The organism is Streptomyces sp. NBC_01525 (assembly GCF_045040405.1).
In the GTDB taxonomy this organism is placed as follows: domain Bacteria; phylum Actinomycetota; class Actinomycetes; order Streptomycetales; family Streptomycetaceae; genus Streptomyces; species Streptomyces benahoarensis.
Map to the genome: position 1 here is coordinate 1,633,687 of NZ_CP109397.1, position 22,244 is coordinate 1,655,930.

General features: G+C 71.9%; 16 protein-coding genes. 6 read left to right on the forward strand and 10 right to left on the reverse strand.

Annotated elements, in window-relative coordinates; translation table 11 throughout:
• Nucleotides 1-24: 24 nt before the first annotated feature.
• From OG422_RS07330 to OG422_RS07340, 3 genes are all read right to left on the reverse strand, one after another.
• Nucleotides 25-879 carry an ABC transporter permease gene (locus OG422_RS07330; RefSeq protein WP_405741065.1) on the reverse strand — a complete coding sequence of 285 codons (855 nt, stop codon included), beginning with the start codon at nt 877-879 and terminating at the stop codon, nt 25-27.
• A gap of 58 nt (nt 880-937) precedes the next feature.
• On the reverse strand, nt 938-1,948 hold the full coding sequence (locus OG422_RS07335) for an ABC transporter ATP-binding protein (protein ID WP_405741068.1): 1,011 nt from the start codon (nt 1,946-1,948) through the stop codon (nt 938-940).
• A gap of 62 nt (nt 1,949-2,010) precedes the next feature.
• A complete protein-coding gene (locus OG422_RS07340) occupies nt 2,011-3,294 on the reverse strand; it encodes an NYN domain-containing protein (RefSeq protein WP_405741071.1) in 1,284 nt (427 codons plus the stop codon).
• 272 nt (nt 3,295-3,566) lie between these two features.
• On the opposite strand from OG422_RS07340, the gene OG422_RS07345 reads away from it, so the two are divergent.
• Nucleotides 3,567-3,737, forward strand: coding sequence for a hypothetical protein (locus OG422_RS07345; RefSeq protein WP_405741074.1), 171 nt, complete (start codon nt 3,567-3,569; stop codon nt 3,735-3,737).
• Between the two features lie 102 nt (nt 3,738-3,839).
• Here OG422_RS07345 and dnaE read toward each other — a convergent pair whose 3' ends face one another.
• Nucleotides 3,840-7,388, reverse strand: a complete 3,549-nt coding sequence (gene dnaE, locus OG422_RS07350; protein WP_405741077.1) for a DNA polymerase III subunit alpha — start codon at nt 7,386-7,388, stop codon at nt 3,840-3,842.
• Nucleotides 7,389-7,749: 361 nt separating this feature from the next.
• Here dnaE and OG422_RS07355 point away from each other — a divergent pair, with 361 nt between their 5' ends.
• The 3 genes from OG422_RS07355 to OG422_RS07365 all read left to right on the forward strand — a co-directional run bounded on the left by OG422_RS07355 (nt 7,750) and on the right by OG422_RS07365 (nt 10,540).
• Nucleotides 7,750-8,424, forward strand: coding sequence for a hypothetical protein (locus OG422_RS07355; RefSeq protein ID WP_405741080.1), 675 nt, complete (start codon nt 7,750-7,752; stop codon nt 8,422-8,424).
• A 96-nt stretch (nt 8,425-8,520) separates the two neighbouring features.
• Entirely contained in the window at nt 8,521-9,390 is an 870-nt protein-coding gene (locus OG422_RS07360; protein ID WP_405741083.1) for a thioredoxin domain-containing protein, read from the forward strand.
• A 196-nt stretch (nt 9,391-9,586) separates the two neighbouring features.
• On the forward strand, nt 9,587-10,540 hold the full coding sequence (locus tag OG422_RS07365; protein ID WP_405741086.1) for a thioredoxin domain-containing protein: 954 nt from the start codon (nt 9,587-9,589) through the stop codon (nt 10,538-10,540).
• Between the two features lie 233 nt (nt 10,541-10,773).
• On the opposite strand, the gene OG422_RS07370 is transcribed toward OG422_RS07365, so the two are convergent.
• Nucleotides 10,774-11,385 (reverse strand): dienelactone hydrolase family protein, encoded by a 612-nt coding sequence (locus OG422_RS07370; protein WP_185993954.1) that lies wholly within the window; start codon nt 11,383-11,385, stop codon nt 10,774-10,776.
• Nucleotides 11,386-11,550: 165 nt separating this feature from the next.
• Here OG422_RS07370 and OG422_RS07375 point away from each other — a divergent pair, with 165 nt between their 5' ends.
• The gene (locus OG422_RS07375) at nt 11,551-12,633 is read left to right on the forward strand and encodes a mechanosensitive ion channel family protein (protein ID WP_143941083.1); all 1,083 of its coding nucleotides are present in this window, start codon (nt 11,551-11,553) and stop codon (nt 12,631-12,633) included.
• A gap of 43 nt (nt 12,634-12,676) precedes the next feature.
• Here OG422_RS07375 and OG422_RS07380 read toward each other — a convergent pair whose 3' ends face one another.
• The 4 genes from OG422_RS07380 to OG422_RS07395 form a co-directional block, all read right to left on the reverse strand.
• On the reverse strand, nt 12,677-14,284 hold the full coding sequence (locus OG422_RS07380; protein ID WP_405741089.1) for a Na+/H+ antiporter: 1,608 nt from the start codon (nt 14,282-14,284) through the stop codon (nt 12,677-12,679).
• A gap of 114 nt (nt 14,285-14,398) precedes the next feature.
• Entirely contained in the window at nt 14,399-15,340 is a 942-nt protein-coding gene (locus tag OG422_RS07385) for an RluA family pseudouridine synthase (protein ID WP_143941081.1), read from the reverse strand.
• Between the two features lie 79 nt (nt 15,341-15,419).
• Nucleotides 15,420-16,022, reverse strand: a complete 603-nt coding sequence (lspA, locus tag OG422_RS07390) for a signal peptidase II (protein WP_143941082.1) — start codon at nt 16,020-16,022, stop codon at nt 15,420-15,422.
• A gap of 293 nt (nt 16,023-16,315) precedes the next feature.
• The gene (locus tag OG422_RS07395; protein WP_405741094.1) at nt 16,316-17,071 is read right to left on the reverse strand and encodes a TraR/DksA family transcriptional regulator; all 756 of its coding nucleotides are present in this window, start codon (nt 17,069-17,071) and stop codon (nt 16,316-16,318) included.
• A 514-nt stretch (nt 17,072-17,585) separates the two neighbouring features.
• On the opposite strand from OG422_RS07395, the gene ileS reads away from it, so the two are divergent.
• Nucleotides 17,586-20,741, forward strand: a complete 3,156-nt coding sequence (gene ileS / locus OG422_RS07400) for an isoleucine--tRNA ligase (protein WP_405741097.1) — start codon at nt 17,586-17,588, stop codon at nt 20,739-20,741.
• 384 nt (nt 20,742-21,125) lie between these two features.
• Here the strand turns inward: ileS and OG422_RS07405 are convergent, their stop codons facing one another.
• A complete protein-coding gene (locus OG422_RS07405) occupies nt 21,126-22,244 on the reverse strand; it encodes a DivIVA domain-containing protein (RefSeq protein ID WP_405741100.1) in 1,119 nt (372 codons plus the stop codon).

Below are 22,244 nucleotides of genomic sequence, written 5' to 3' on the forward strand. Positions count from 1 at the left end.
CGATGTCGCCGGACGGGCGACCGGTCAGCGGGTCGCCGCGCGGCGGAACGCCCAGGTCGCGGCGGTCAGCGCGAGCAGCCCCACCCCGGCGCAGACGCCCAGGTCGGCGCCGACCGCGAGCCAGTCCGGGTCCGCGTCGAAGGTGCGGATCAGCGCCTCCACGCCGTACGTCGACGGCAGCAGGTCGCGGGCGAGGCCGAGGACCGCGGGCAGCCGCTCGGCGGGCAACACGCCGAGCAGCAGCGCCGCCGACATGCCGAGCTGCCCGCACAGGGTCGCCAGCTCCTGGCGCGGCGCGAGCAGCCCGAGGAACGCGCCGAGCCCGGCGAGCGCCGCACCGGCCAGCGGCAGGACGGCGGCGAGCACCCACAGATGCGCCATCGGCAGCTGGAACAGCACACAGCCGATGACCGCCGTGACGACCGTGCCGGGGACGGTGAACGACGCGTACGCGGCGGCCGCGCCCAGCACCACGGCGGCGGGCGGCACCGGCAGCGTCGCGTAGTGGTCGAGACCGCCACCGGCCCGTAGCTGCCCGAAGTACTGCGCCAGCAGGTTGAGGGCGACGAACGCGACGACCAGCACGCTGGATCCGGCGACCACGGCGCGCGCCTCGGCGGGCCCGTCGGCCACCCCACGCATCAGGACCATGATCCCGACGGACTGGAAAGTGGCGACGAAGAGCAGCGGGATACGGGCGACCCGGGCGCGGGAGAGCTGGGCGCGGTAGACGGCGCCGAGCGCGGGCAGCAGCCGGGCACGCGGGGCCAGCGGGGCGGGCCACGCCTCCCGGCCGGGCGCGTCCGGGGTGCCGTCGGACCGTGCCCGCCCGCCCGTCGGTGCCGCCCCGGCCACGGCCTGCGCGGAAACCCCACTCACGCGTTCACTCTGCCTTTCGGTTCGGCGGCGCGGCGCGACGGCCGTACACCCCGGCGGTTCATGCCTTGACCAGTCCCTCGGCGCGGCCGCCGAGTGCGAGGTAGACATCCTCCAGGCTCGGGGTGGCGAGGGTGAAATCGTCCAGCGCCGCGAAGGCGGCACCGGAGGTGACGTCGGCGACGGCGGCGCGGGCCCGGTCGGCGGGGAGCCGCAGGGTCCAGCGGCGGCCCGCGACGTGCGCGGCGGACTCCAGCGCCGCGACCTCGGGGACCTCCAACGGCGGCCGGTCGCGCCAGACCAGGTCGAGGCGGACCTCGTCGCTGACCCGCTCCTTCAGCCCGCCGGGCGTGTCGCAGGCGATGACCTTGCCCCGGTCGATCACCGCGACGCGGTCCAGGACGGTCTCGGCCTCCAGGACGTTGTGGGTCACCAGCAGCACGGTGGCGCCGCGTTCGGCGCGGCGGCGGTCGACGGCGGCCCAGACGGCGCGGCGGGCGACCGGGTCCATGCCGGTGGTCGGCTCGTCCAGGACGAGCAGCGGGCGGTCGCCGGTGAGGACGGCGGCGAAGCAGGCGAGGCGGCGCTGGCCGCCGGAGAGCTTCTTCAGCGGGCGGTCGGCGAGGCCGTCGAGGGCCAGTTCGGCGAGGACGGCGTCGCGCTCGGCGCGGGCCTCGTGCGGGCCCAGGCCCCGCAGGCGGCCGGTGGTCTCCACGGCCAGCGCGACGGTCATCTCGTCGAGGGCGGTGGACTCCTGGCCGAGGTAGCCGAGGAGCCGGGCGGCGCGCTCGGGGTGGCGGACCACATCGTGGCCGAGGACGTGGACGCTGCCGGAGTCGGGCCGCAGCAGACCGGTGAGCTGGCGGACGAGGGTGGACTTCCCGGCACCGTTGGGGCCGAGCAGCCCGAAGATCTCGCCGCGGCGGATGTCGAGAGTGATGCCGTCGCTGGCGCGTACCGCGGGGGTGCGTGCCACGCCGCGGCGCCCGCGCGTCGCGGGGTACGTCTTGATCAGGTCCCGCACGGCGCAGACCGTCCCGCCCTGCTCCGCCTGTTCCGTGCCCGTGCTCACGAGCTACGAGGGTACGCGCCCGCGGGCCGCGCCCGGCTCGCGGGGCGGCGGGCGGGGCGGCGTCATTCGGCCACGGAGGTGTGTCCGGCGGCGGTGCGCAGGTCCACCTCGCGCCAGAACCCGGCCCGGATCGCGTACCGGTCGTGCTCGTCGATCTGGTCGTCCTTATGGGCGAGGAGGCCGAAGCGGGCGGCGTAGCGCAGCAGTTCACCGTCGATGCGGTGCGGGATACGCGGGTACTCGGTGGAGAGCTGCTGGAGATGGAGGGTGTCCGAGAGGCGTTCGGTCCAGCGGCGGGCGAAGACCTGGCCGACCTCGAACGGGTCGCCGCTGACGGCGGTGATGTCCTCCTCGCGGTCGGCCCAGCGCTGTTCGGCGCTGGTGAGCTGGGCGAGGGTGGGCAGCGAAGCGGTCTCGGAGGGCTCGCCCGCGGGGCCGCCGCGCTCGACCCAGCCGCGGTCGGATGACCAGCGAAGGGTGGCGCTCGCGGCGGGGGTCTGGGGTGCGGCGGACGCGGTGGCGGTGGAGTGGGCGCGGCCGAGACCGGCGAGGTCCTTGGGGGTGGGGACGACCTTGGTGGCGCCCGAGCCGTTGGTGTCGGCGGGCGGGGTGTCGCGGGCGCCGGGCCGGGCGGGCGCGGGGGCCGCCACGCCGTCCGGGTCGTGGGGGCGGTCGGTGGTGCCGGTGGTGGACGTGGCGGCGGCAGCGGCGGCCACCGCGGACTCGGGCAGCGGCGCGGAGAGGATCGCGGCGATCTCCGGGCGGGGCACCGGCGGCGGGGCGCAGGGGCCGCCCAGCTCCTTGGGGCGGACGGCGCGGGTGATCCAGGCGCGGTCCAGGACGCGGCGTTCGTCGGCCTCGGCGACCAGGTCCTCGGACTGGTTGTAGTCGCCGTCGGCGGCCTGGACGGCCCAGAGGTGGACGGCGACGCCGTGTTCCTTGGCGGACATCAGGCCGGGCAGCAGATCCCCGTCGCCGGTGACCAGGACGATGTCGGAGCAGGCGCGGTTGCGGGCGAGTTCGGTCAGCTCGGCGTGCATGGCGGCATCCACGCCCTTCTGCGCCCAGCGGCCGTCGCTGCGAGTCAGGGCGCCGAGGCGGACGGTGACGCGGGGCATGACCCGCAGCCGCCGGTGTTCGGGCTGCGGGACGCGGTCGGGGGCGCCGTCGAACCAGTAGATCCGCAGCAGCGGCCGCTCGGTGTCGGCCTCGGCCCGGCGGCGCAGGCCCTGGATGAGGGCCGCGTGGTCCACGGTGATCCGGGACCGGGCGGGCTCTCCGGCAAGCAGGCTGGCGGCGGCGCCGAGCAAGTATCCGGCGTCCACCAGGACGACGCAGCGATCCACGATCCACCCTCTTCCCTGGAGGTGCTGAAGTCCGATCGCCCCCCGGCGCGAGTTTCCTTCGGCTTTCCTTCGAGTCTGCCCGACCGTACGGGGGTTAACTGTCGGAACTCGATCTTCGGCGTGGCGGATGGTGCGGGAGCGCCTGCGGACGGCGCGGGCGGGGCGCACGGGTCCCCTTATCACTCATGGTAATTGCCGGAAATGCAGGCTTTCGTCCCGCGTGTAAGTCTGGTCACGGCCCGATCACAGGATCCCCCTCAGGAGGCACGGTCATGGCCAAGCACAAGAAGGACCGAAGTAAGCAGCAGCAGGGCGGCCCGGCCCAGGGCCGCGAGGACGCCCGGAAGTCGACGATCGAGGCGATCCAGCAGTCGCAGCAGTCGGCGCAGGGCAGCCCGGCGGACGTCGCGCGCAAGCACCAGCGGCGCTTCGGGCACAACTGACGCAGCTGACACCGCCGTCGGCGACGTTCCAACGGACGTACGCCGTGGAGAAGTTGAGGGGCGCGCCCGCACCGGGCGCGCCCCTCGGGTGTCCGGAGGTGCTCAGCCGGCCAGGCAGGACGGGCCGAGCAGCACCTTCAGGTCGCCGAAGAGCGACGGGTCGGGCGTGACGCGGTGCCGGTCGAGGCGGAGGACCGTGGTCTTGCGGGTGCCCTGGAGCTTGATCCGCACCTCGGTGGAGCCGCGGTGGCTGGTCAGCACCTCGCCGAGCTTCTCGACCAGCGGCGGGGTGACCTTCAGCGTCGGGATGGTGATCGTCACGGGGGCGTTGGCGCCCGCCTCCGAGAGGTCGGGGACCATCATCTCCATGGCGACCAGCCGGGGCACGTCCTCGCGCTTGTCCAGCCGTCCCTTGACGAAGACCACCGCGTCCTCGACGAGCTGAGTGGAGACCAGCTGGTAGGTGGCGGGGAAGAACATGCAGTCCAGGGAGCCCGCCAGGTCCTCGACGGTGGCGATGGCCCAGGCGTTGCCCTGCTTGGTCATCTTGCGCTGGAGGCCCGAGATGATGCCGCCGATGGTCACGATCGAGCCGTCGGAGTAGTCGCCACCGGTCAGCTGGGCGATGGCGGCGTCCGCCTTGTCCGACAGGACGTGTTCGAGGCCGAACAGCGGGTGGTCGGAGACGTACAGGCCCAGCATCTCGCGCTCCTGGGCGAGGAGGTACGTCTTGTCCCACTCCACGTCGGAGAACTCGACGTCGAGGCCGAAACCGGGGCCGTCGGAAGCCCCGTCGGCGGAGTCGCCCATGCCGCCGAAGAGGTCGAACTGTCCCTCGGCCTCCTTGCGCTTGACCTGCACGACGTTGTCGATCATCGGCTCGTACTGCGCGGTGAGGCCCTTACGGGTGTGCCCCATCTCGTCGAACGCGCCAGCCTTGATCAGCGATTCGGTGGTGCGCTTGTTGCAGACGACCGCGTCGACCTTGTCGAGGTAATCGGGGAACGAGGCGTATTTCCCCTTGGCCTTGCGGCAGCGGATGATCGAATCGACGACGTTCTGGCCGACGTTACGGACCGCGGTGAGGCCGAAGAGGATCACGTCGTCGCCCTGGGCCGCGAAGTTGGCCAGCGATTCGTTGACGTTCGGCGGGAGCACCTTGATGCCCATGCGGCGGCATTCGTTCAGATAGACCGCCGACTTGTCCTTGTCGTCGCGCACGGAGGTGAGCAGCCCGGACATGTACTCGGCCGGGTAGTTGGCCTTGAGGTAGGCGGTCCAGTAGGTGACCAGGCCGTACGCGGAGGAGTGCGCCTTGTTGAAGGCGTAGCCGGCGAACGGGACCAGGACGTCCCACAGCGCCTGGATCGCCTGGTCGCTGAAGCCGTTCTTCTTGGCGCCCGCCTGGAAGAGGACGAAGTTCTTCTCCAGCTCCTCGGGCTTCTTCTTGCCCATGACGCGGCGGAGGATGTCGGCCTCGCCGAGCGAGTACCCGGCGACGATCTGGGCGGCCTTCTGCACCTGCTCCTGGTACACGATGAGGCCGTAGGTCAGGCCCAGGACCTCCTTGAGCGGCTCCTCCAGCTCAGGGTGGATCGGGGTGATCTCCTGGCGGCCGTTCTTGCGCTCGGCGTAGTTGGTGTGGGAGTTCATGCCCATCGGGCCCGGGCGGTACAGGGCCGAGACGGCGGAAATGTCCTCGAAGTTGTCGGGCTGCATCTGGCGCAGCAGCGACCGCATCGGACCGCCGTCGAACTGGAAGACGCCGAGCGTGTCACCGCGGCAGAGGAGTTCGTACGTCTTGGGGTCGTCCAGCGGGATCTCCAGGAGGTCCAGCTTGATGCCCTTGTTGGCCTCCACCATCTTCACGGCGTCGTCCATGATGGTGAGGTTGCGCAGGCCGAGGAAGTCCATCTTCAGCAGGCCCAGCGACTCGCACTGGGGGTAGTCCCACTGCGTGATGGTCACGCCGTCGGTGTGGCGCACCCAGACCGGGGCGTGGTCGACGATCGGCTCGCTGGACATGATCACGCCCGCCGCGTGCACACCCATCTGCCGGACCAGGCCCTCGACGCCCTTGGCGGTGTCGATGACCTTCTTGACGTCCGGCTCGTTCTCGTACATCGAGCGGATCTCGCCCGCCTCGCTGTAGCGGGGGTGCTTGGGGTCGGTGATGCCGGAGAGGTCGATGCCCTTGCCGAGGACGTCGGCGGGCATCGCCTTGGTGAGACGGTCGCCCATCGCGTACGGGTAGCCGAGGACGCGGGCGGAGTCCTTGATGGCGTTCTTCGCCTTGATCTTGCCGTAGGTGCCGATCATGGCGACCTTGTCGGCGCCGTACTTCTCCGTGACGTACCGGATCACCTCGACGCGCCTGCGCTCGTCGAAGTCGATGTCGACGTCGGGCATGGAGACGCGCTCGGGGTTGAGGAACCGCTCGAAGATCAGGCCGTGCTCGATCGGGTCGAGGTCGGTGATGCCCATGGCGTACGCGACGATCGAACCGGCCGCGGAGCCACGGCCGGGGCCCACCGCGATGCCGTTGTTCTTCGCCCACATGATGAAGTCGGCGACGACGAGGAAGTACCCCGGGAACCCCATCTGGATGATGATGTCCATCTCGTACTCGACCTGCTTCTGGCGGTCGTCGGGGACGCCGCCGGGGAAGCGGCGGTCCATGCCGACCCGGACCTCCTCCTGGAACCAGGTGACCTCGGTGTAGCCCTCGGGGATGTCGAACTTCGGCATCAGGTCGCGCTTCTCGAACATCCCGTCGGTGTCGATCTGCTGGGCGACCAGGAGGGTGTTGCGGCAGCCCTCCTGCCAGGCGTCCGAGGAGTCGATGGCGTACATCTCGTCGGTGGTCTTGAGGTAGTAGCCGGTGCCGTCGAAGCGGAAGCGGTCGGGGTCCGAGAGGTTCTTGCCGGTCTGGATGCACAGCAGCGCGTCGTGGGCGGTGGCCTCGTGCGCGTAGGTGTAGTGCGAGTCGTTGGTGACCAGCGGCGGGATGCCGACCTCTTTGCCGATCTTGAGGAGGTCCTCGCGGACCCGGCGCTCGATGTCGATGCCGTGGTCCATCAGCTCCAGGAAGTACCGCTCCTTGCCGAAGATGTCCTGGTACTCACCGGCCGCCTTACGGGCCTCGTCGTACTGGCCCAGCCGCAGGCGGGTCTGGAGCTCACCGGAGGGGCAGCCGGTGGAGGCGATCAGGCCCTCGGACCACTGGGCGATGGTCTCCTTGTCCATCCGCGGCCACTTCTGCAGCCAGCCCTCGGCGTAGGCGTCCGAGGAGAGGCGGAAGAGGTTGTGCAGACCGGTCTTGTTCGCCGCCCAGATGGTCTTGTGGGTGTAACCACCGGAACCGGAGACGTCGTCGCGCTTCTGGTGCGGCTGGCCCCACTGCACCTTGCGCTTGAGCCGCCGCGACTCGGGGGCGACATACGCCTCGATGCCGATGATCGGGGTGACCCCGGCCTTCTGCGCGGAGTGGAAGAAGTCGTACGCGCCGTGGAGGTTGCCGTGGTCGGACATGGCGATGTGCGTCATGCCCATCTCGTTGCACGCGGCGAACATGTCCTTGAGCCGCGCGGCACCGTCCAGCAGCGAGTACTGGGTGTGGACGTGCAGGTGCGTGAAAGGCGGCTTGGCCACGGCGGGAGACCTCCGGAGAAGGGCGGCGGACGAGGGCACGGCAAGGGGACGGACGGCGTCCGGGACGCCGCACCGCGAATGGTGTGGGCAGCTTCGAAGTCTACGACCCGGCACCGACAACGGAGCTCCGCCGCGACCCGGAACGCGGGCCTCCGCGAACGCCCCGCGGCCCTCGCGGGCGGGTGGCGGACGCCCCGCGGGACGGCCGCGGCGCACCGGCCCCGACGGCCGTCGGCGCACCACGGGAACGGCCCCGGAAGCCGGGCGCACGCTGCGGAAACCGGCCCCGGGCCGACGGGGACGGCGCCGGCCCCGCACCCTCGGGGAACACCCGCGCGGGTTCATGGCACACTCGCTGGCAATGGACATCTCGGCGGCACACCTGCGGGCGGTGCGTGCGGCGCTTTTCACAGCGCTGTGCGTGACGCTGTCCGCGGCGTCCCATGTGCTGTTGACCCGGATGCCGCTGCCCCTGACCACCGTCGCCGTCGTCTCGGCCGGGGTCTTCGCAATCGCCTACGCGCTGGCCGGGCGGGAGCGGGGCTTCGGGCGGATCGCCGCCCTGCTGCTGCCGCTGGAGCTGGCCGCCGACGCGGTCTTCAGCTACGGCCAGCACGCCTGCTACGGCCTGTCCGGCGGCCCGGTGACCGGTCCGCTGCACACCCTGGGCATCGATCTGCTCTGCGGCGGCGGTGACGTCGGCACGCCGCTGGCCCAGTTCTCCGGGCGCGGCGCCGGGCCGCTGCTCGCCGTCCCCGCCGTGGCCGGCTGGCTGCTGCTCGTCGCGCATCTGCTCGTCGGGCTGCTGGCCGCCGCCTGGCTGCGCCGCGGCGAGGCGGCGCTGGCGCAGCTGCTCGGCGCGGTCGCCCACTTCGCGTTCCGGCCGCTGCTGGCCGCCGTCGCGATGGCCGTGCGGGTGCCCGCCCCGGAGCGCCCGGCCGTCCGGCGCGGTGCCGACGGCCCGTCCGCGCACCGTCCGCCGCTGCTGGTGCACTCCGTCGTCCGCCGTGGACCGCCCTGCGTGCTCGCTGCCTGAGCCCTTACGGGGCCGCAGCGCGCGTACCGCCCGCCCCGGGTGCGTACGCGCCCGTACGCACCGCACCCTTCCCACGGATTTCCACGGAGACATCTCATGAGCAACCGCAACAACCAGGTCAACAAGCAGGCGGCGCGCGAGCGGCTGCGTGCCGAGCGGGAGCGGCAGGCGAAGAAGGACAAGACGCGGCGGCAGCTGACCGTCAGCGGCGCGATCGTCGCGGTGCTGGCGATCGCCGGCGGCATCGGCGTGATGGTCGCCAAGTCCGGCGGCGACGGCGGCTCCGGCGCCACCGCCACCGTGAACGACATGGCCGGCGACAACAAGGCGTGGGCCAAGGCGGCCAAGGCCAAGCTGGTCAAGCCCGCGCACACCTCCGGCGACAAGGGCACCACCCTCGTCATCGGCAAGGCGGACGCCAAGCACACCCTGGAGCTGTTCGAGGACCCGCGCTGCCCCGGCTGCGCCAACTTCGAGCAGAACGTCGGCGAGACCGTCCGGAAGGACATCAAGGACGGCAAGTACAAGGCCCAGTTCCATCTGGCGACCTTCCTGGACGCCAACCTCAAGGGCACCGGCTCCAAGAATGCGCTGAGCGCCCTGGGCTCGGCGCTGAACGTCAGCCCGGACGCGTTCCTGAAGTACAAGGAAGCCCTGTTCTCCAAGGAGTTCCACCCGGACGAGATGGGTCCGGACAAGTTCGCCGACGACGCCTACCTGCTCAAGGTCGCCGACACCGTGCCCGCGCTGAAGGGCAACAAGGACTTCGAGAAGGGCGTGAAGTCGGGCGTCTTCGACCGCTGGGCGCTGGAGATGTCCGTCGAGTTCAACTCGCACGACGACGTCAAGAACACCCCGACGCTCAAGCTCGACGGCAAGGTGATCGGCATCGACAGCGGCCCGAGCAAGGTCGCCCCGACCACCCCGGAGTCCTTCAACTCCTTCATCGACAAGGGCGTGAAGTAAGGCGCCGGGCGGCGGGTCCGCGCCCGTCGCCCGATGCCAAATCTTGACTCGGGAGTCTGCCGTGGACATGGCAGACTCCCGGCATGCCCCCCACCCTCCTGCTGATTCGCCGTCCCCCGCACCGCGGCCCGCCGCCGTCCGGTGCGTACGCCGTCGACGCAACTGCCAGTCGCAGCACCGAGGGATCGGGACACAGATGAGCAACGGCACCAGCCAGAAGGCCCCGTCGGCCGCCCGTGAGCGGATCCGCGCCGAGCGGGAGCGGCAGAAGAAGAAGGACCGGGTACGCCGCCAACTGACCGTCGCCGCCGTCGTGGCGGGCGTGCTGGTCGTCGCGGGCGGCGCCGGGTTCGCCGTGGTGAAGGCGACCGAGCCGACCGGGTGGGAAGCCGCCAAGGAGGCCGAGTCGGTCACTCCGGCGCACACCCAGGGCAAGAACGGCACCGAGATCCTGATCGGCGACAAGAGCGCCAAGGAGACCCTGGAGGTCTTCGAGGACCTGCGCTGCCCGATGTGCGCATCGTTCGAGCAGTCCTCCGGCGCCTCCCTGATCAAGGACATCGACGACGGGCGCTACAAGGTCCGCTTCACGATGTACACCTTCCTCGACGGCGCCCAGGACGGTGAGGGCTCCAAGAACGCGCTCAGCGCGCTCGGCGCGGCCCTGAACGTCGGCCCGGAGGCGTTCCTCACGTACAAGTCGGCGCTCTACTCGCTGAAGAACCACCCGGAGGAGCAGGACGACGCGTTCGCCAAGGACTCCGTCCTCCTCAAGATCGCGTCCGAGGTGCCGGAGCTGGCGCACAACAAGGGCTTCGAGCAGGCGGTCAAGAAGGGCACCTACGACCGCTGGGCGATGGACATGACCGCGCAGTTCGGCCGCAAGGGCGTCAAGGGCACCCCGACCTTCCTGCACGGCGACAAGAAGCTGGTGCTGCCGCCGGTGCCGCAGCAGCGGATGACGCGGGAGCAGTACAACCAGCTCGCCGACGCCAACTTCAAGAAGATGATCGACAAGGAGTTCGGCCCGGCGAAGGGCGGCCCCGGCATCGCCAAGGGCGAGAAGGACCCCAGCGGCGGCAAGGACAGCGGCGCCCCGGGTGGCGCGCCCGGCATCGCCAAGGGGGAGAAGGACCCGAGCGCGCGCTGAGCGAGCGCAGCAGGTGTCCGCCAGGCAGCGGGCGAAAGAATTTCCGATTCGGGCGCGTCCGGAGGCTCCCCGCCGCGCGTACCGGTCAGTGGGGTGAGCGGCCGCGACCGATCACGACCAGCTCTCGCGCGTACCGCCGTGACGGCCGCGGCTGCCACCGCCGCCCTGCGTCCGTCACCTCGGACAACCTCGACGGCATCCTGCACGTCGCCCCGGGGACCGTCCCGCTCATCTCAGAGCGACGCCAGGAACCCCAGCGCCGTCCGCCAGGCGCTCTCCGCCGCCTCCGGGTCGTGGTCGGGCAGGTCCGGGTCGGTGAAGAGGTGGCCGGCGCCCGGGTAGCGGAAGACCTCGACGTCGGCCCCGGCCCGCTGCATCTGGAGGTACCAGGCGGTCAGCCAGTCGTGCGGCTCGAACGGATCCGGGTCCGCGACATGCAGCTGGACCGGCAGGTCGTCGGCCTCGGCGTCCTCGGCGATGTCCGAGGTGCCGTGCATCAGCAGCAGCCCGCGGGCCTTCTCGTCGGCGAGCGCCAGATTCTGCGCCACCGCGCCGCCGAAGGAGAAACCGGCGTAGACCAGACCGCGGTCGGCGTGCGGCGCCGCCGCCGTCACCGCGCGCCGCAGCAGCGTCTCCTTGCCGATCTCCTCCTTGATCTCCATGCCGTCACCGACGGAGTCCGCGGTCCGCCCGTCGAACAGATCCGGGACGATCACCTCATGGCCCGCGGCCCGCAGCCGGTCGGCGGCCGCATGCACCGCGGGGCGCAGCCCACACACCGAATGGAACAGCACAATCGTCGAGGAACCGCTGGTCGCGGGCTCGGTGGTGGCCGGCACGTACATCACATCCTTGTGGTCGGATCGCAGCCCCCCATCCTGCCAGGCCGCGCCGCGATCCCCGTCACAGCCGCCCCGCGCCGAGTGCCGTACCGTGCCCTGATGCCGTACGCCGACCCCGGGGTACGGCGGACGGGCACCCCGAAGCCGAGGAGGAATTGCGACGTGTCCCTGGAGGACGTACTGCGCCCGCTGAGCGTCATCGGCGGTTCGGTCGTCGTCACGGCCGTCCTGGGCTGGCTCGCCGACCGCGTACTGCGCCGGATCGACGCCGCCCACCCGGAGACCCCGCTGTGGGGCGCGCTGCGGCGCTGCCGGATCCCGTTGCAGGTGCTGCTGTGCGCGGCACTGCTGCGCGGTTCGTACGACGCGACCGGGCTGGACCTGGTGCGCGACCACAAGGTGGGCATCGGCCGGGCGCTGACGCTGGTGCTGATCGCGGCGTCGGCGTGGCTGACGGTGCGCGCCGCGGCGGCCATCGTCCAGTCGTCGTACTCGCGGTACGCCGCCAACGCGCACGACGCGGCGCGGGTGCGGCGGGTACGGACGCAGATCACGCTGATCCAGCGAGTGGTCAGCGCGATCGTGATCATCGTGGCGGCCGCGGCGATGCTGCTGACCTTCCCGGCGATGCGGACGGTCGGCACCTCCGTACTGGCCTCGGCCGGGCTGCTGGGCATCGTCGCCGGTGTCGCCGCCCAGTCCACGCTGGGCAATCTCTTCGCCGGACTCCAGATCGCCTTCGGCGACATGGTGCGCATCGGTGACACGGTCGTGGTCAACGGCGAGATGGGCACGATCGAGGAGATCACCCTGACGTTCCTGACCGTGCGGACCTGGGACGAGCGGCGGATCACCATGCCGGTGTCGTACTTCACCGGCACGCCGTTCGAGAACTGGTCGCGCGGCGGTGCCCAGCTGACCGGCACGGTCTTCCTCCACCTCGACCACACCGCGCCGCTGGAGGAGATGCGCGAGCAGCTGCACCGGATCCTCCAGGAGTGCCCGGAGTGGGACGGCCGCGCCTGGAGCCTGCTGGTCACGGACACCACGCCGTCGACGCTGGTGGTCCGCGCACTGGTCACCGCCCGCGACTCGGACGCGCTGTGGCAGGTGCGCTGCCGGGTCCGCGAGCGGCTGATCGCCTGGCTGGCGGCCGAACACCCCTACGCGCTGCCGCGGATCACCACCGCGGCGGCCCCCGCCGACCGGCCCCTGGGGCCGGTTCGGCAGCGCACCCCCGAGGAGCACTGACCTCTCGGGGCCCGGCCCGCCACCGGACCGGGCCCCGCGGGGATCATTCGTGCACCTCCGGCGTGCTGCGCAGGCTGCGTATGTCGAGCTGGCGCAGCACCCGGTCGACGATCTCCGGGTCGGCGCCCGGTTCGTTGCGGGCGGCGAGCACCTCGTGGCGCGCGGCGGACAGCATCTCGTTCTGGATGCGCTGCACCTTCTTCATGCGGGTGATGCGCTTCTCGAAGTGTTCGCGCCGGTCGTCGTCGACGATGTCCGGCGCGATGCGCGCCCCGATGTCGTACGCGCGGCGGGCCAGCTGCTCGGTGACCTCCTCGGGCAGCTCCTCGACCTCCAGGATCTCCTTGAGGCGGTGCTTGGACGCCTTGATGACGCGGAGCGCCAGCGCCCGCTCCAGCTCGTCCTCGGCCTCCGTGTCGGCCTTCACCCGCAGCTTCCGCACCAGCCACGGCAGCGTCAGGCCCTGCACGATGAGGGTGGTGAGCACCACCGCGAAGGCGATGAAGAGGATCTCCTCACGCGCCGGGAAGTCCCCGCCGCCGTCGACGGTGTACGGGATGGCCAGCGCCAGCGCCACCGACGCCACCCCGCGCATCCCCGACCACCACATGATGAGCGTCTCCCGCCACGACATCGGGATGTCCTCGTCGTAGTCGCGGCGCTTGTGCATCCGCTTCGCCAGCCAGGCGGCGGGCAGCAGCCACACCAGCCGGACGACGACGACCACCGCGACGACGGCGGCACCGGCCCGCAGCAGTTCGGTCCAGTGGCCGGACGCGGCGCCGACGACGTTGTGCATCTCCAGGCCGATCAGCCCGAAGGCGACGCCGGTGACGAGGGTGTCGACGATCTCCCAGAAGGTGTAACCGGCGAGGCGGCCCATCACGTCGTCGGCGTCGACCGCGTACTCGGCGAGGAAGAGCGCGCAGGTCAGCACGGCCAGGACGCCGGAGCCGTGGAACTCCTCGGCGAGGACGTAGCCGACGAACGGCACCAGCAGCGTCAGGCCGATCTGCAGCGTCGGGTCGCCGAGTATGCCCATCAGCTTGTTGGCGACCCAGCCGATGACCAGGCCGACGGCGAGGGCGACGACGGCGGAGAGCACCAGGGAGCTGACCGCTCCCGGCGCGGAGAAGGTGCCGCTGACGGCCGCGGCGAGGGCGACGTGGTAGAGGACGATCGCGGTGACATCGTTGAACAGGCCCTCGCCCTCCAGGATGGAGACCATGCGGCGGGGCAGCCCCAGCTTGCCGGCGACCGCGGTCGCGGCGACCGGGTCGGGCGGGGCGACGAGCGCGCCGAGCACCACGGCGGCGGCCAGCGGCATACCCGGCACCACGGCCTGGGCGACCGCCGCGACCGCCGCGGTGGTGGCGAAGACCAGCGCGACGGCGAGCAGGAAGATCGGGCGGATGTTCGCCGTGAACTGCCGCCAGGACGTGCGCTGCACCGCCGCGTAGAGCAGCGGCGGCAGCACCAGCGGGAGGATGTACTCCGGCGGGATGTCCACATTGGGGACGAACGGCAGGAGCGCGAGGACACCACCGGCCAGCGTCATCAGCACCGGCGAGGGCAGGCCCAGCCGGTCACCGAGGGGGACCGTGACCACTGCCCCCAGGAGAAGCACGAACAGCAGGGCGAGCTGGTCCACGGGGTTACGCTCCGGGGTCGAAACCGATCACTTTTCGCCCCAAGCCTGCCATGTCCGGACAGAAAGCGGACCGTCACGTTCCGCTGCTGGCCGGGCCCGGCGTCCGTCGGACCGTCAGGAACTCTCGTCCCGCACGGTGTCCAGCGCCCGTTGCAGATCCTCGGGATAGGCGCTCTCGAACTCCACCCAGCGGCCGTCCGACGGGTGCGCGAACCCGAGCCGCATCGCGTGCAGCCACTGCCGGGTCAGCCCGAGCCGCTTGGCCATCGTCGGGTCCGCGCCGTACGTCAGGTCGCCGACGCAGGGGTGGCGGTGGGCGGACATGTGCACCCGGATCTGGTGGGTGCGCCCGGTCTCCAGCTTGATGTCGAGGAGGCTGGCGGCGCGGTACGCCTCGATGAGGTCGTAGTGGGTGACCGACGCCTTGCCCTCGGCGGTCACCGCCCACTTGTAGTCGTGCTGCGGGTGGCGGCCGATGGGGGCGTCGATGGTGCCGCTCATCGGGTCGGGGTGGCCCTGCACCAGCGCGTGGTAGCGCTTGTCGACCGTACGCTCCCGGAACTGCTGCTTGAGCAGGGTGTAGGCGCGCTCGGACTTGGCGACGACCATCAGCCCCGAGGTGCCGACGTCGAGGCGGTGCACGATGCCCTGGCGCTCGGCGGCGCCGGAGGTGGAGATGCGGTAGCCGGCGGCGGCCAGACCGCCGATGACGGTGGTGCCGGTCCAGCCGGGGCTGGGGTGCGCGGCGACACCGACGGGCTTGACGATCACCACGATGTCGTCGTCGTCATGGACGATCTCCATGCCCTCGACGGGCTCGGCGACGATCTCGACCGGCGCCGCCGCCTGCGGCATCTCGACCTCCAGCCAGGCGCCGCCGTGCACCCGCTCGGACTTCATCACCTCGGAGCCGTCGACCCGGACCTTGCCGGCGGCCGCCAGCTCGGCGGCCTTCGTACGGGAGAAGCCGAACATGCGGGCCAGCGCGGCGTCGACGCGCTCGCCCTCCAGGCCGTCCGGTACGGGCAGGGTGCGGATATCGGGAAGCGTGCTCACCCCACGAGTATGGCAGTCCGCCCGGGGTGACCCGCCCGGCGGCCGACGGCGGGCGCCGGGGCCCGCCCGCGGAGGCGGATCAGTCCTTGTGGAGCGTGCCGTCCGGGTCCAGGCCCCGGAAGGAAAGGATCACGATCAGGATGCCGCCGCAGACGATCGCGGAGTCGGCGAGGTTGAAGACCGCGAAGTGCGCCGGGGCGATGAAGTCGACCACCGCGCCCTCGAAGACGCCCGGCGAACGAAAGAGCCGGTCGGTGAGGTTGCCGAAGGCGCCGCCGAGCAGCAGCCCCAGCGCGATGGCCCACGGCAGGCTGTAGAGCTTGCGCGCGATCCGGAAGATCACCACGATCACCGTCGCCGCGATGATCGTGAGGAAGACCGTCAGCGCCTCCCCCATGCTGAACGCCGCGCCGCGGTTGCGGATCACCTCGAACTGGAGCAGCGTCCCGATGACCTCGACCGGCGCGTGGTGCTCCAGCTTCGCGACCACCAGCAGCTTGCTGCCCAGGTCCAGCAGGTACGCGACGAGCGCGACCAGCAGCAGGGCCGGGATCCGCCGCTTGCCGCGGCTCTCGCCCCGCTCCGGCTCCGCCGGACGTCCCCCCTCCGAGCCCGCGTCGGATTCCGCCCCGGAACCCGCTCCGGATTCCGGCGTACCGGTGATGCGCTCCGCCTCTGCCACTGTGTGCGTCCCTCAGCCCGTAGCGTCCCCGCCAGACCACGCCTGGCTGAGGAACGAGGGTACGACACCCACCCCGAGGACCGGCCGGGCCGGGGGCACCGGGCGACAGGCGCCCGCGGGGCGGGGCGCCCGGGGCAGGCCCGGGCACCGGGCGGACCGCGGCGGGGCACGGCGTCGGGTGGCCCGGGCGGGATGGCGGTCAGGACGCATGCGGCCCGGAGCACCCGGGGCCGGACGGCGCACCCCACCCCCGCGCGCGCCCCGTAAGGGACGCCGCCCGCCCCCGCGCCCCCTCAGCCCCGCCGCTCCTGTTTCTGTTTGCACTCCACGCAGAGCGTGGCCCGGGGGAACGCCTGCATCCGGGCCTTGCCGATCGGGTTGCCGCAGTTCTCGCAGAGGCCGTACGTGCCCGCGTCCAGGCGGCCCAGGGCGCGTTCGGTCTGGAGCAGCATCTCGCGGGCGTTGGAGGCCAGCGCCAGCTCGTGCTCGCGGGTGATGTTCTTGGTGCCGGTGTCCGCCTCGTCGTCGCCCGCACCGTCCCCGGAGTCGCGCATCAGCCCCGCGATGGCGTCCTCGGAGGCAGCGATCTCGGTCCGCAGCCGCTCCGCCTCGCTCAGGAGCCCGGCCCGCGCCTCGTCGACCTCCTCCGGCGTCCAGGGGTCCTCGCCCGGCCGTACGGCCAGGTCGTCGGGGGCGGCGGCCATGAGCGCCGCGGGTACCGCCGGGTCCGTGCCGTGCGCCGCGGCCGCGGTCTTCTTCGCCACCTTCTTGGCTCCCGTCTTCCTCGCCGTCGCCTTCGCGGCGGTCGCCTTCTTCGCCGGGGCCTTCGCCGCGGCCGTCTTCCGCGCCGTGCTCTTCCTCGCCGCCGCCTTCTTGGCCGGGGCCTTCTCGACCGCGGCCTTCTTCGCCGCGGCCTTCCGGGCCGGGCCCTGCTTCTCCTGGGTCCCGGAAGCGGTCGCCCCGGCCTCCTGTGGAGCGGCCGGACGGGCCGCACCGGGCTCTTCGGCGGGCGTCGTGCTCTTCTTCGCGGCGGACTTCTTCGCCACCATGGCCGCGACCCCTTCACATATGTGATTTAGTTCGCGAATCGTGACGGGAACGATAAATCGCCGCACGAGGTGCGGCAATGGGACGCACCGTCCATACCCCCGCTCTGCCCCCGGTTCCGCCCCACCGCACCCGGCCGACCACGGGGCCGACCGCCCGCCGTCCCCGCCCGCGTTCGGGTGGGTTCCGGAGCCGGGCCCCGCCCGAAATCCCGGTCGGCACCCTCCCCGTCGCCCCGTACACTGGGCGCAGCGACAGGCGTCGATGGGACGAGTAGCGTCGTAGGCAGCCAGCAGCGATCCGGGGACGGTGGGAGCCCGGAGGCGTGCGCGACGTGAAGATCACCCCGGAGCCGCCGGAAGAAAGCCCGTGCAGCGTCCCGGGTGAGTAGAACCGGCAGCGCGACCCCAATGAGGGGGCGGTGGCAGGCCCACCGCCAAGGAGGGTGGTACCGCGGGAGCAGCGCTCTCGTCCCTCCGGACGGAGAACGCAGCAGGTGTCCGCCGGAGGAACCCGATGAGTGAGCAGCCGCAGTACCGCCAGGTGCCCGCGCAGGTCGACCTACCCGCCTTGGAGCACGCCGTGCTCGATTTCTGGCAGGAGCAGAAGGTCTTCGCCCGCACCCTCCAGCAGTCCGAGGGCCGACCCGAATGGGTCTTCTACGAGGGCCCGCCGACCGCCAACGGCATGCCCGGCGCCCACCACATCGAGGCCCGCGTCTTCAAGGACGTCTTCCCCCGCTTCCGCACGATGCAGGGCTACCACGTCGACCGCAAGGCCGGCTGGGACTGCCACGGCCTCCCCGTCGAGCTGGCCGTCGAGAAGGAACTGGGCTTCAACGGCAAGAAGGACATCGAGGCGTACGGCATCGCCGAGTTCAACGCCAGGTGCCGCGAGTCGGTGACCCGGCACACCGACGCCTTCGCCGAGCTGACGACCCGCATGGGGTACTGGACCGACCTCGACGCCCCGTACCGCACCATGGACCCCGACTACATCGAGTCGGTGTGGTGGTCCCTGAAGGAGATCTTCTCCAAGGGCCTGCTGGCCGAGGACCACCGCGTCGCCCCCTGGTGCCCCCGCTGCGGCACCGGCCTGTCCGACCACGAGCTGGCGCAGGGCTACGAAACGGTCGTCGACCCGTCCGTCTACGTCCGGCTGCCGCTGACCTCCGGCCCGCTCGCCGGTGACGCCGCGCTCCTCATCTGGACGACCACGCCCTGGACGCTGGTCTCCAACACCGCGGTCGCCGCCCACCCGGACGTCACCTACGTCGTCGCCACCGACGGCCACGAGAAGGTGGTCGTCGCCGAACCGCTGCGGGAGAAGGCGCTCGGCGAGGGCTGGAGCGCCACCGGCGAGTCGTTCACCGGCCGCGAGATGGAGCGCTGGGCCTACCGCCGCCCGTTCGACCTCGTCGAGCTGGAGGGCGCCAACTTCGTCGTCAACGCCGAGTACGTCACCACCGAGGACGGCACCGGCCTCGTCCACCAGGCCCCGGCCTTCGGTGAGGACGACCTCAAGGTCTGCAAGAGCTACGGCCTGCCGGTGGTGAACCCGGTCCGTCCGGACGGCACCTTCGCGGAGGAACTGCCGCTCGTCGGCGGCGAGTTCTTCAAGAAGGCCGACGAGGCGCTCGTCGCCGACCTCGACGCCCGCGGTCTGCTCTTCCGCCACCTCGCCTACGAGCACAGCTACCCGCACTGCTGGCGCTGCCACACCGCGCTGCTCTACTACGCGCAGCCGTCCTGGTACATCCGCACCACCGCCGTCAAGGACGCCCTGCTCCGCGAGAACGAGAACACCAACTGGTTCCCGGACTCCGTGAAGCACGGCCGGTTCGGCGACTGGCTGCAGAACAACATCGACTGGGCGCTGAGCCGCAACCGCTACTGGGGCACCCCGCTGCCCATCTGGCGCTGCGAGGAGGGCCACCTCACCTGCGTCGGCTCGCTCGCCGAGCTGACCGAGCTGACCGGCACCGACCAGTCGGGCCTGGACCCGCACCGCCCGTTCATCGACGCGGTCACCTTCGGCTGCACCCAGGAGGGCTGCGCGCTCACCGCCACCCGCGTGCCCGAGGTCATCGACGCCTGGTACGACTCGGGTTCGATGCCGTTCGCGCAGTGGGGCTACCCGTACCGCAACAAGGAACTCTTCGAGAAGCGGTACCCGGCGCAGTTCATCTCCGAGGCCATCGACCAGACCCGCGGCTGGTTCTACACGCTGATGGCCGTCGGCACCCTCGTCTTCGACAAGTCGTCGTACGAGAACGTCGTCTGCCTGGGCCACATCCTCGCCGAGGACGGCCGGAAGATGTCCAAGCACCTGGGCAACATCCTCCAGCCGATCCCGCTGATGGACCAGCACGGCGCCGACGCGGTCCGCTGGTTCATGGCGGCCGGCGGCTCGCCCTGGTCCGCCCGCCGGGTGGGCCACGCCACCATCCAGGAAGTCGTCCGCAAGACCCTGCTGACGTACTGGAACACCGTCGCCTTCCAGGCGCTCTACGCCCGGACGTCGAACTGGGCGCCCTCCGCCGCCGACCCGGCCCCGGCCGACCGCCCGCTGCTCGACCGCTGGCTGCTCGGCGAGCTGAACACCCTCGTCGAGGGCGTCACCGAGGCGCTGGAGGCGTACGACACCCAGCGCGCCGGAAAGCTGCTGTCCCCCTTCGTCGACGACCTCTCCAACTGGTACGTGCGCCGCTCCCGCCGCCGCTTCTGGCAGGGCGACCCGGCCGCGCTGCGCACCCTGCACGAGGTGGTCGAGACGGTCACGCGGCTGATGGCGCCGCTCACGCCGTTCATCACCGAGCGGGTCTGGCAGGACCTCGTCGTGCCGGTCACCCCGCAGGCGCCGGACTCCGTGCACCTGTCGTCCTGGCCGCTCGCCGACCCGGGGCTGATCGACCCGGAGCTGTCCGTGCAGATGCAGCTGGTGCGCCGGCTGGTCGAGCTGGGCCGGGCCACCCGCGCCGAGTCCGGTGTGAAGACCCGTCAGCCGCTGTCCCGCGCGCTGGTCGCGGCGCACGGCTTCGCCGGTCTCTCCGCGGACCTGCGTGCCCAGATCGCCGAGGAGTTGAACGTCTCCTCGCTCGCCGCCCTCTCCGACATGGGCGGTTCGCTGGTCGACACCTCCGCCAAGGCCAACTTCCGCGCGCTGGGCAAGCGGTTCGGCAAGGGCGTCCAGGCGGTCGCCAAGGCCATCGCCGCCGCCGACGCCGCGGCGCTCTCGCTGGCGCTGCGCGACGGCGAGGCCTCGGTAGAGGTTGACGGCGAGACCGTCACCCTCGCCCCGGACGAGGTGATCATCACCGAAACCCCGCGCGAGGGCTGGTCGGTGGCGTCCGACGCCGGTGCGACTGTCGCCCTGGACCTGGAGATCACCCCGGAGCTGCGCCGCGCCGGTCTGGCCCGCGACGCGATCCGCCTCATCCAGGAGGCGCGCAAGAACAGCGGTCTGGACGTCGCCGACCGGATCGCCCTGCGCTGGGAGACCGCCGACGCGGACCTCCGGACAGCCCTGGCCGAGCACGCCCCGCTGATCTCCGACGAGGTGCTGGCCACCGCCTTCACCCACGAACAGGATGCGGCCGACGACGCCGGCGGCTACGGCGAGCTGTTCACGGACGAGCCCCTGGGTCTCTCCTTCCGCCTCCGCAAGGCGTAGCACCCCCGGCGGCACCGCCGCCGTATGTCAGTACGTCACCGGGCCCCCGGCGCACCTCGCGTGTGCCGGGGGCCCGGTGCGATTTCCCGCCCGGCGTCGCCGCGCCACCCCGGGCCACCGCCCCCCGAAAGAGCGCCGCACGAACGGGGGACGGCACGCACACCCCGGCTGACGGGGCCTCGGATGAGCCGGGTTCACGGCGCATCCACTGGAGGCGGGCCGGGGCCGGGGCCCTCCCGGGGAAGCCCTTCTCGGGGCCGCCGCCCGCTCCCCCCCACAGGCCCCGCGCCCCGTGCACACAAAAGGGCCGGGCCCCGGGGGAACATGTCCCTCGGGGCCCGGCCCTGATTGCCGAACGTGTGCGACGCGGTGCGCCGGTCTACGTCAGTTGTCGTCCTCGTCGATGAGGAAGCCGCGCATCGGCGACGGCGCCTGCCCCATCGGCTGCGGGCTCTGCGGCCGCACCGGAGCCATCGGCTGCGTCATCGCGGGCGCCATCTGCTGCTGGCCGCCGTACGAAGGGCCGCCGCCGGAGCTGCCGTTGTGGCTGCCCATCGACTGACCGCCGCCCATGGTGTGGTTGCCACCGCCCATGGAGCCCGCACCGGCCGACGCCATCGAGGGCGACGGCGGCAGCGACGCGGTCGCCGGGGTCCGCGGCGGGGCCAGCGAGTCGTCCGCCTGGTTCTCCAGCTGACGCAGCTGGCTCTCCAGGTACGACTTCAGGCGGGTGCGGTACTCGCGCTCGAAGCCGCGCAGGTCCTCGACCTTGCGCTCCAGCGTGGCGCGGGCGGACTCCAGGGAGCCCATCGCGACGCGGTGCTTCTCCTGCGCGTCCCGCTCCAGCGCGTCGGCCTTGGCGCGGGCGTCGCGCTCCAGGCCCTCGGCGCGCGAACGCGCCTCGCCGACAATCTTGTTGGCCTCGGAACGGGCCTCCGCGATCGCCTGGTCGGCGGTCTGCTGCGCCAGCGACAGCACGCGCGCCGCGCTGTCACCGCCGGGACCGCTCTGCTGCTGCCCGCCCTGGGGCAGCTGCTGCGGACCGCCGGGGCCGCCCATGGGGCCGCCGCCCATGGGGCCGCCACCCATCGGACCGCCGGGGCCCATCGGGCCGGGGCCGTGCGGACCGGCCTGCGGGCCGTGTCCGCCGGGACCTGCGGGCAGCTGAGGTGCACCGCCGGGAAGCTGGGGAGGGCCACCCATCCCCTGCTGCTGCGGCGCGACCGGCTGCGGACCCGATATGGCGGCGGGCACCGGTGCTCCTCCGCGCTGCTGCTGCTCCTGCTGGTCGGGTCCCTTGCGCAGACCCTGCTGCTGGTTCTGCGCGGCGGCCCGCGTGGCGGCGGCCAGCTTCGCGCGCAGATCCTCGTTCTCCCGCAGCAGGCGGGTCAGTTCGCCCTCCACCTCGTCGAGGAAGGCATCGACCTCGTCCTCGTCATAGCCTTCTCGGAGGCGGACGGTTGTGAACTGCTTGTTCCGCACGTCCTCGGGGGTCAACGGCAT

Excerpts from the sequence above, each read along its gene's own strand:
- OG422_RS07345 (WP_405741074.1), top strand. The coding sequence starts at position 3,567 with ATGGCCAAGCACAAGAAGGACCGAAGTAAGCAGCAGCAGGGCGGCCCG.
- OG422_RS07355 (WP_405741080.1), top strand. The coding sequence starts at position 7,750 with ATGGACATCTCGGCGGCACACCTGCGGGCGGTGCGTGCGGCGCTTTTC.
- OG422_RS07360 (WP_405741083.1), top strand. The coding sequence starts at position 8,521 with ATGAGCAACCGCAACAACCAGGTCAACAAGCAGGCGGCGCGCGAGCGG.
- OG422_RS07365 (WP_405741086.1), top strand. The coding sequence starts at position 9,587 with ATGAGCAACGGCACCAGCCAGAAGGCCCCGTCGGCCGCCCGTGAGCGG.
- OG422_RS07370 (WP_185993954.1), bottom strand. The coding sequence starts at position 11,385 with ATGTACGTGCCGGCCACCACCGAGCCCGCGACCAGCGGTTCCTCGACG.
- OG422_RS07395 (WP_405741094.1), bottom strand. The coding sequence starts at position 17,071 with ATGGTGGCGAAGAAGTCCGCCGCGAAGAAGAGCACGACGCCCGCCGAA.
- ileS (WP_405741097.1), top strand. The coding sequence starts at position 17,586 with ATGAGTGAGCAGCCGCAGTACCGCCAGGTGCCCGCGCAGGTCGACCTA.
- OG422_RS07405 (WP_405741100.1), bottom strand. The coding sequence starts at position 22,244 with ATGCCGTTGACCCCCGAGGACGTGCGGAACAAGCAGTTCACAACCGTC.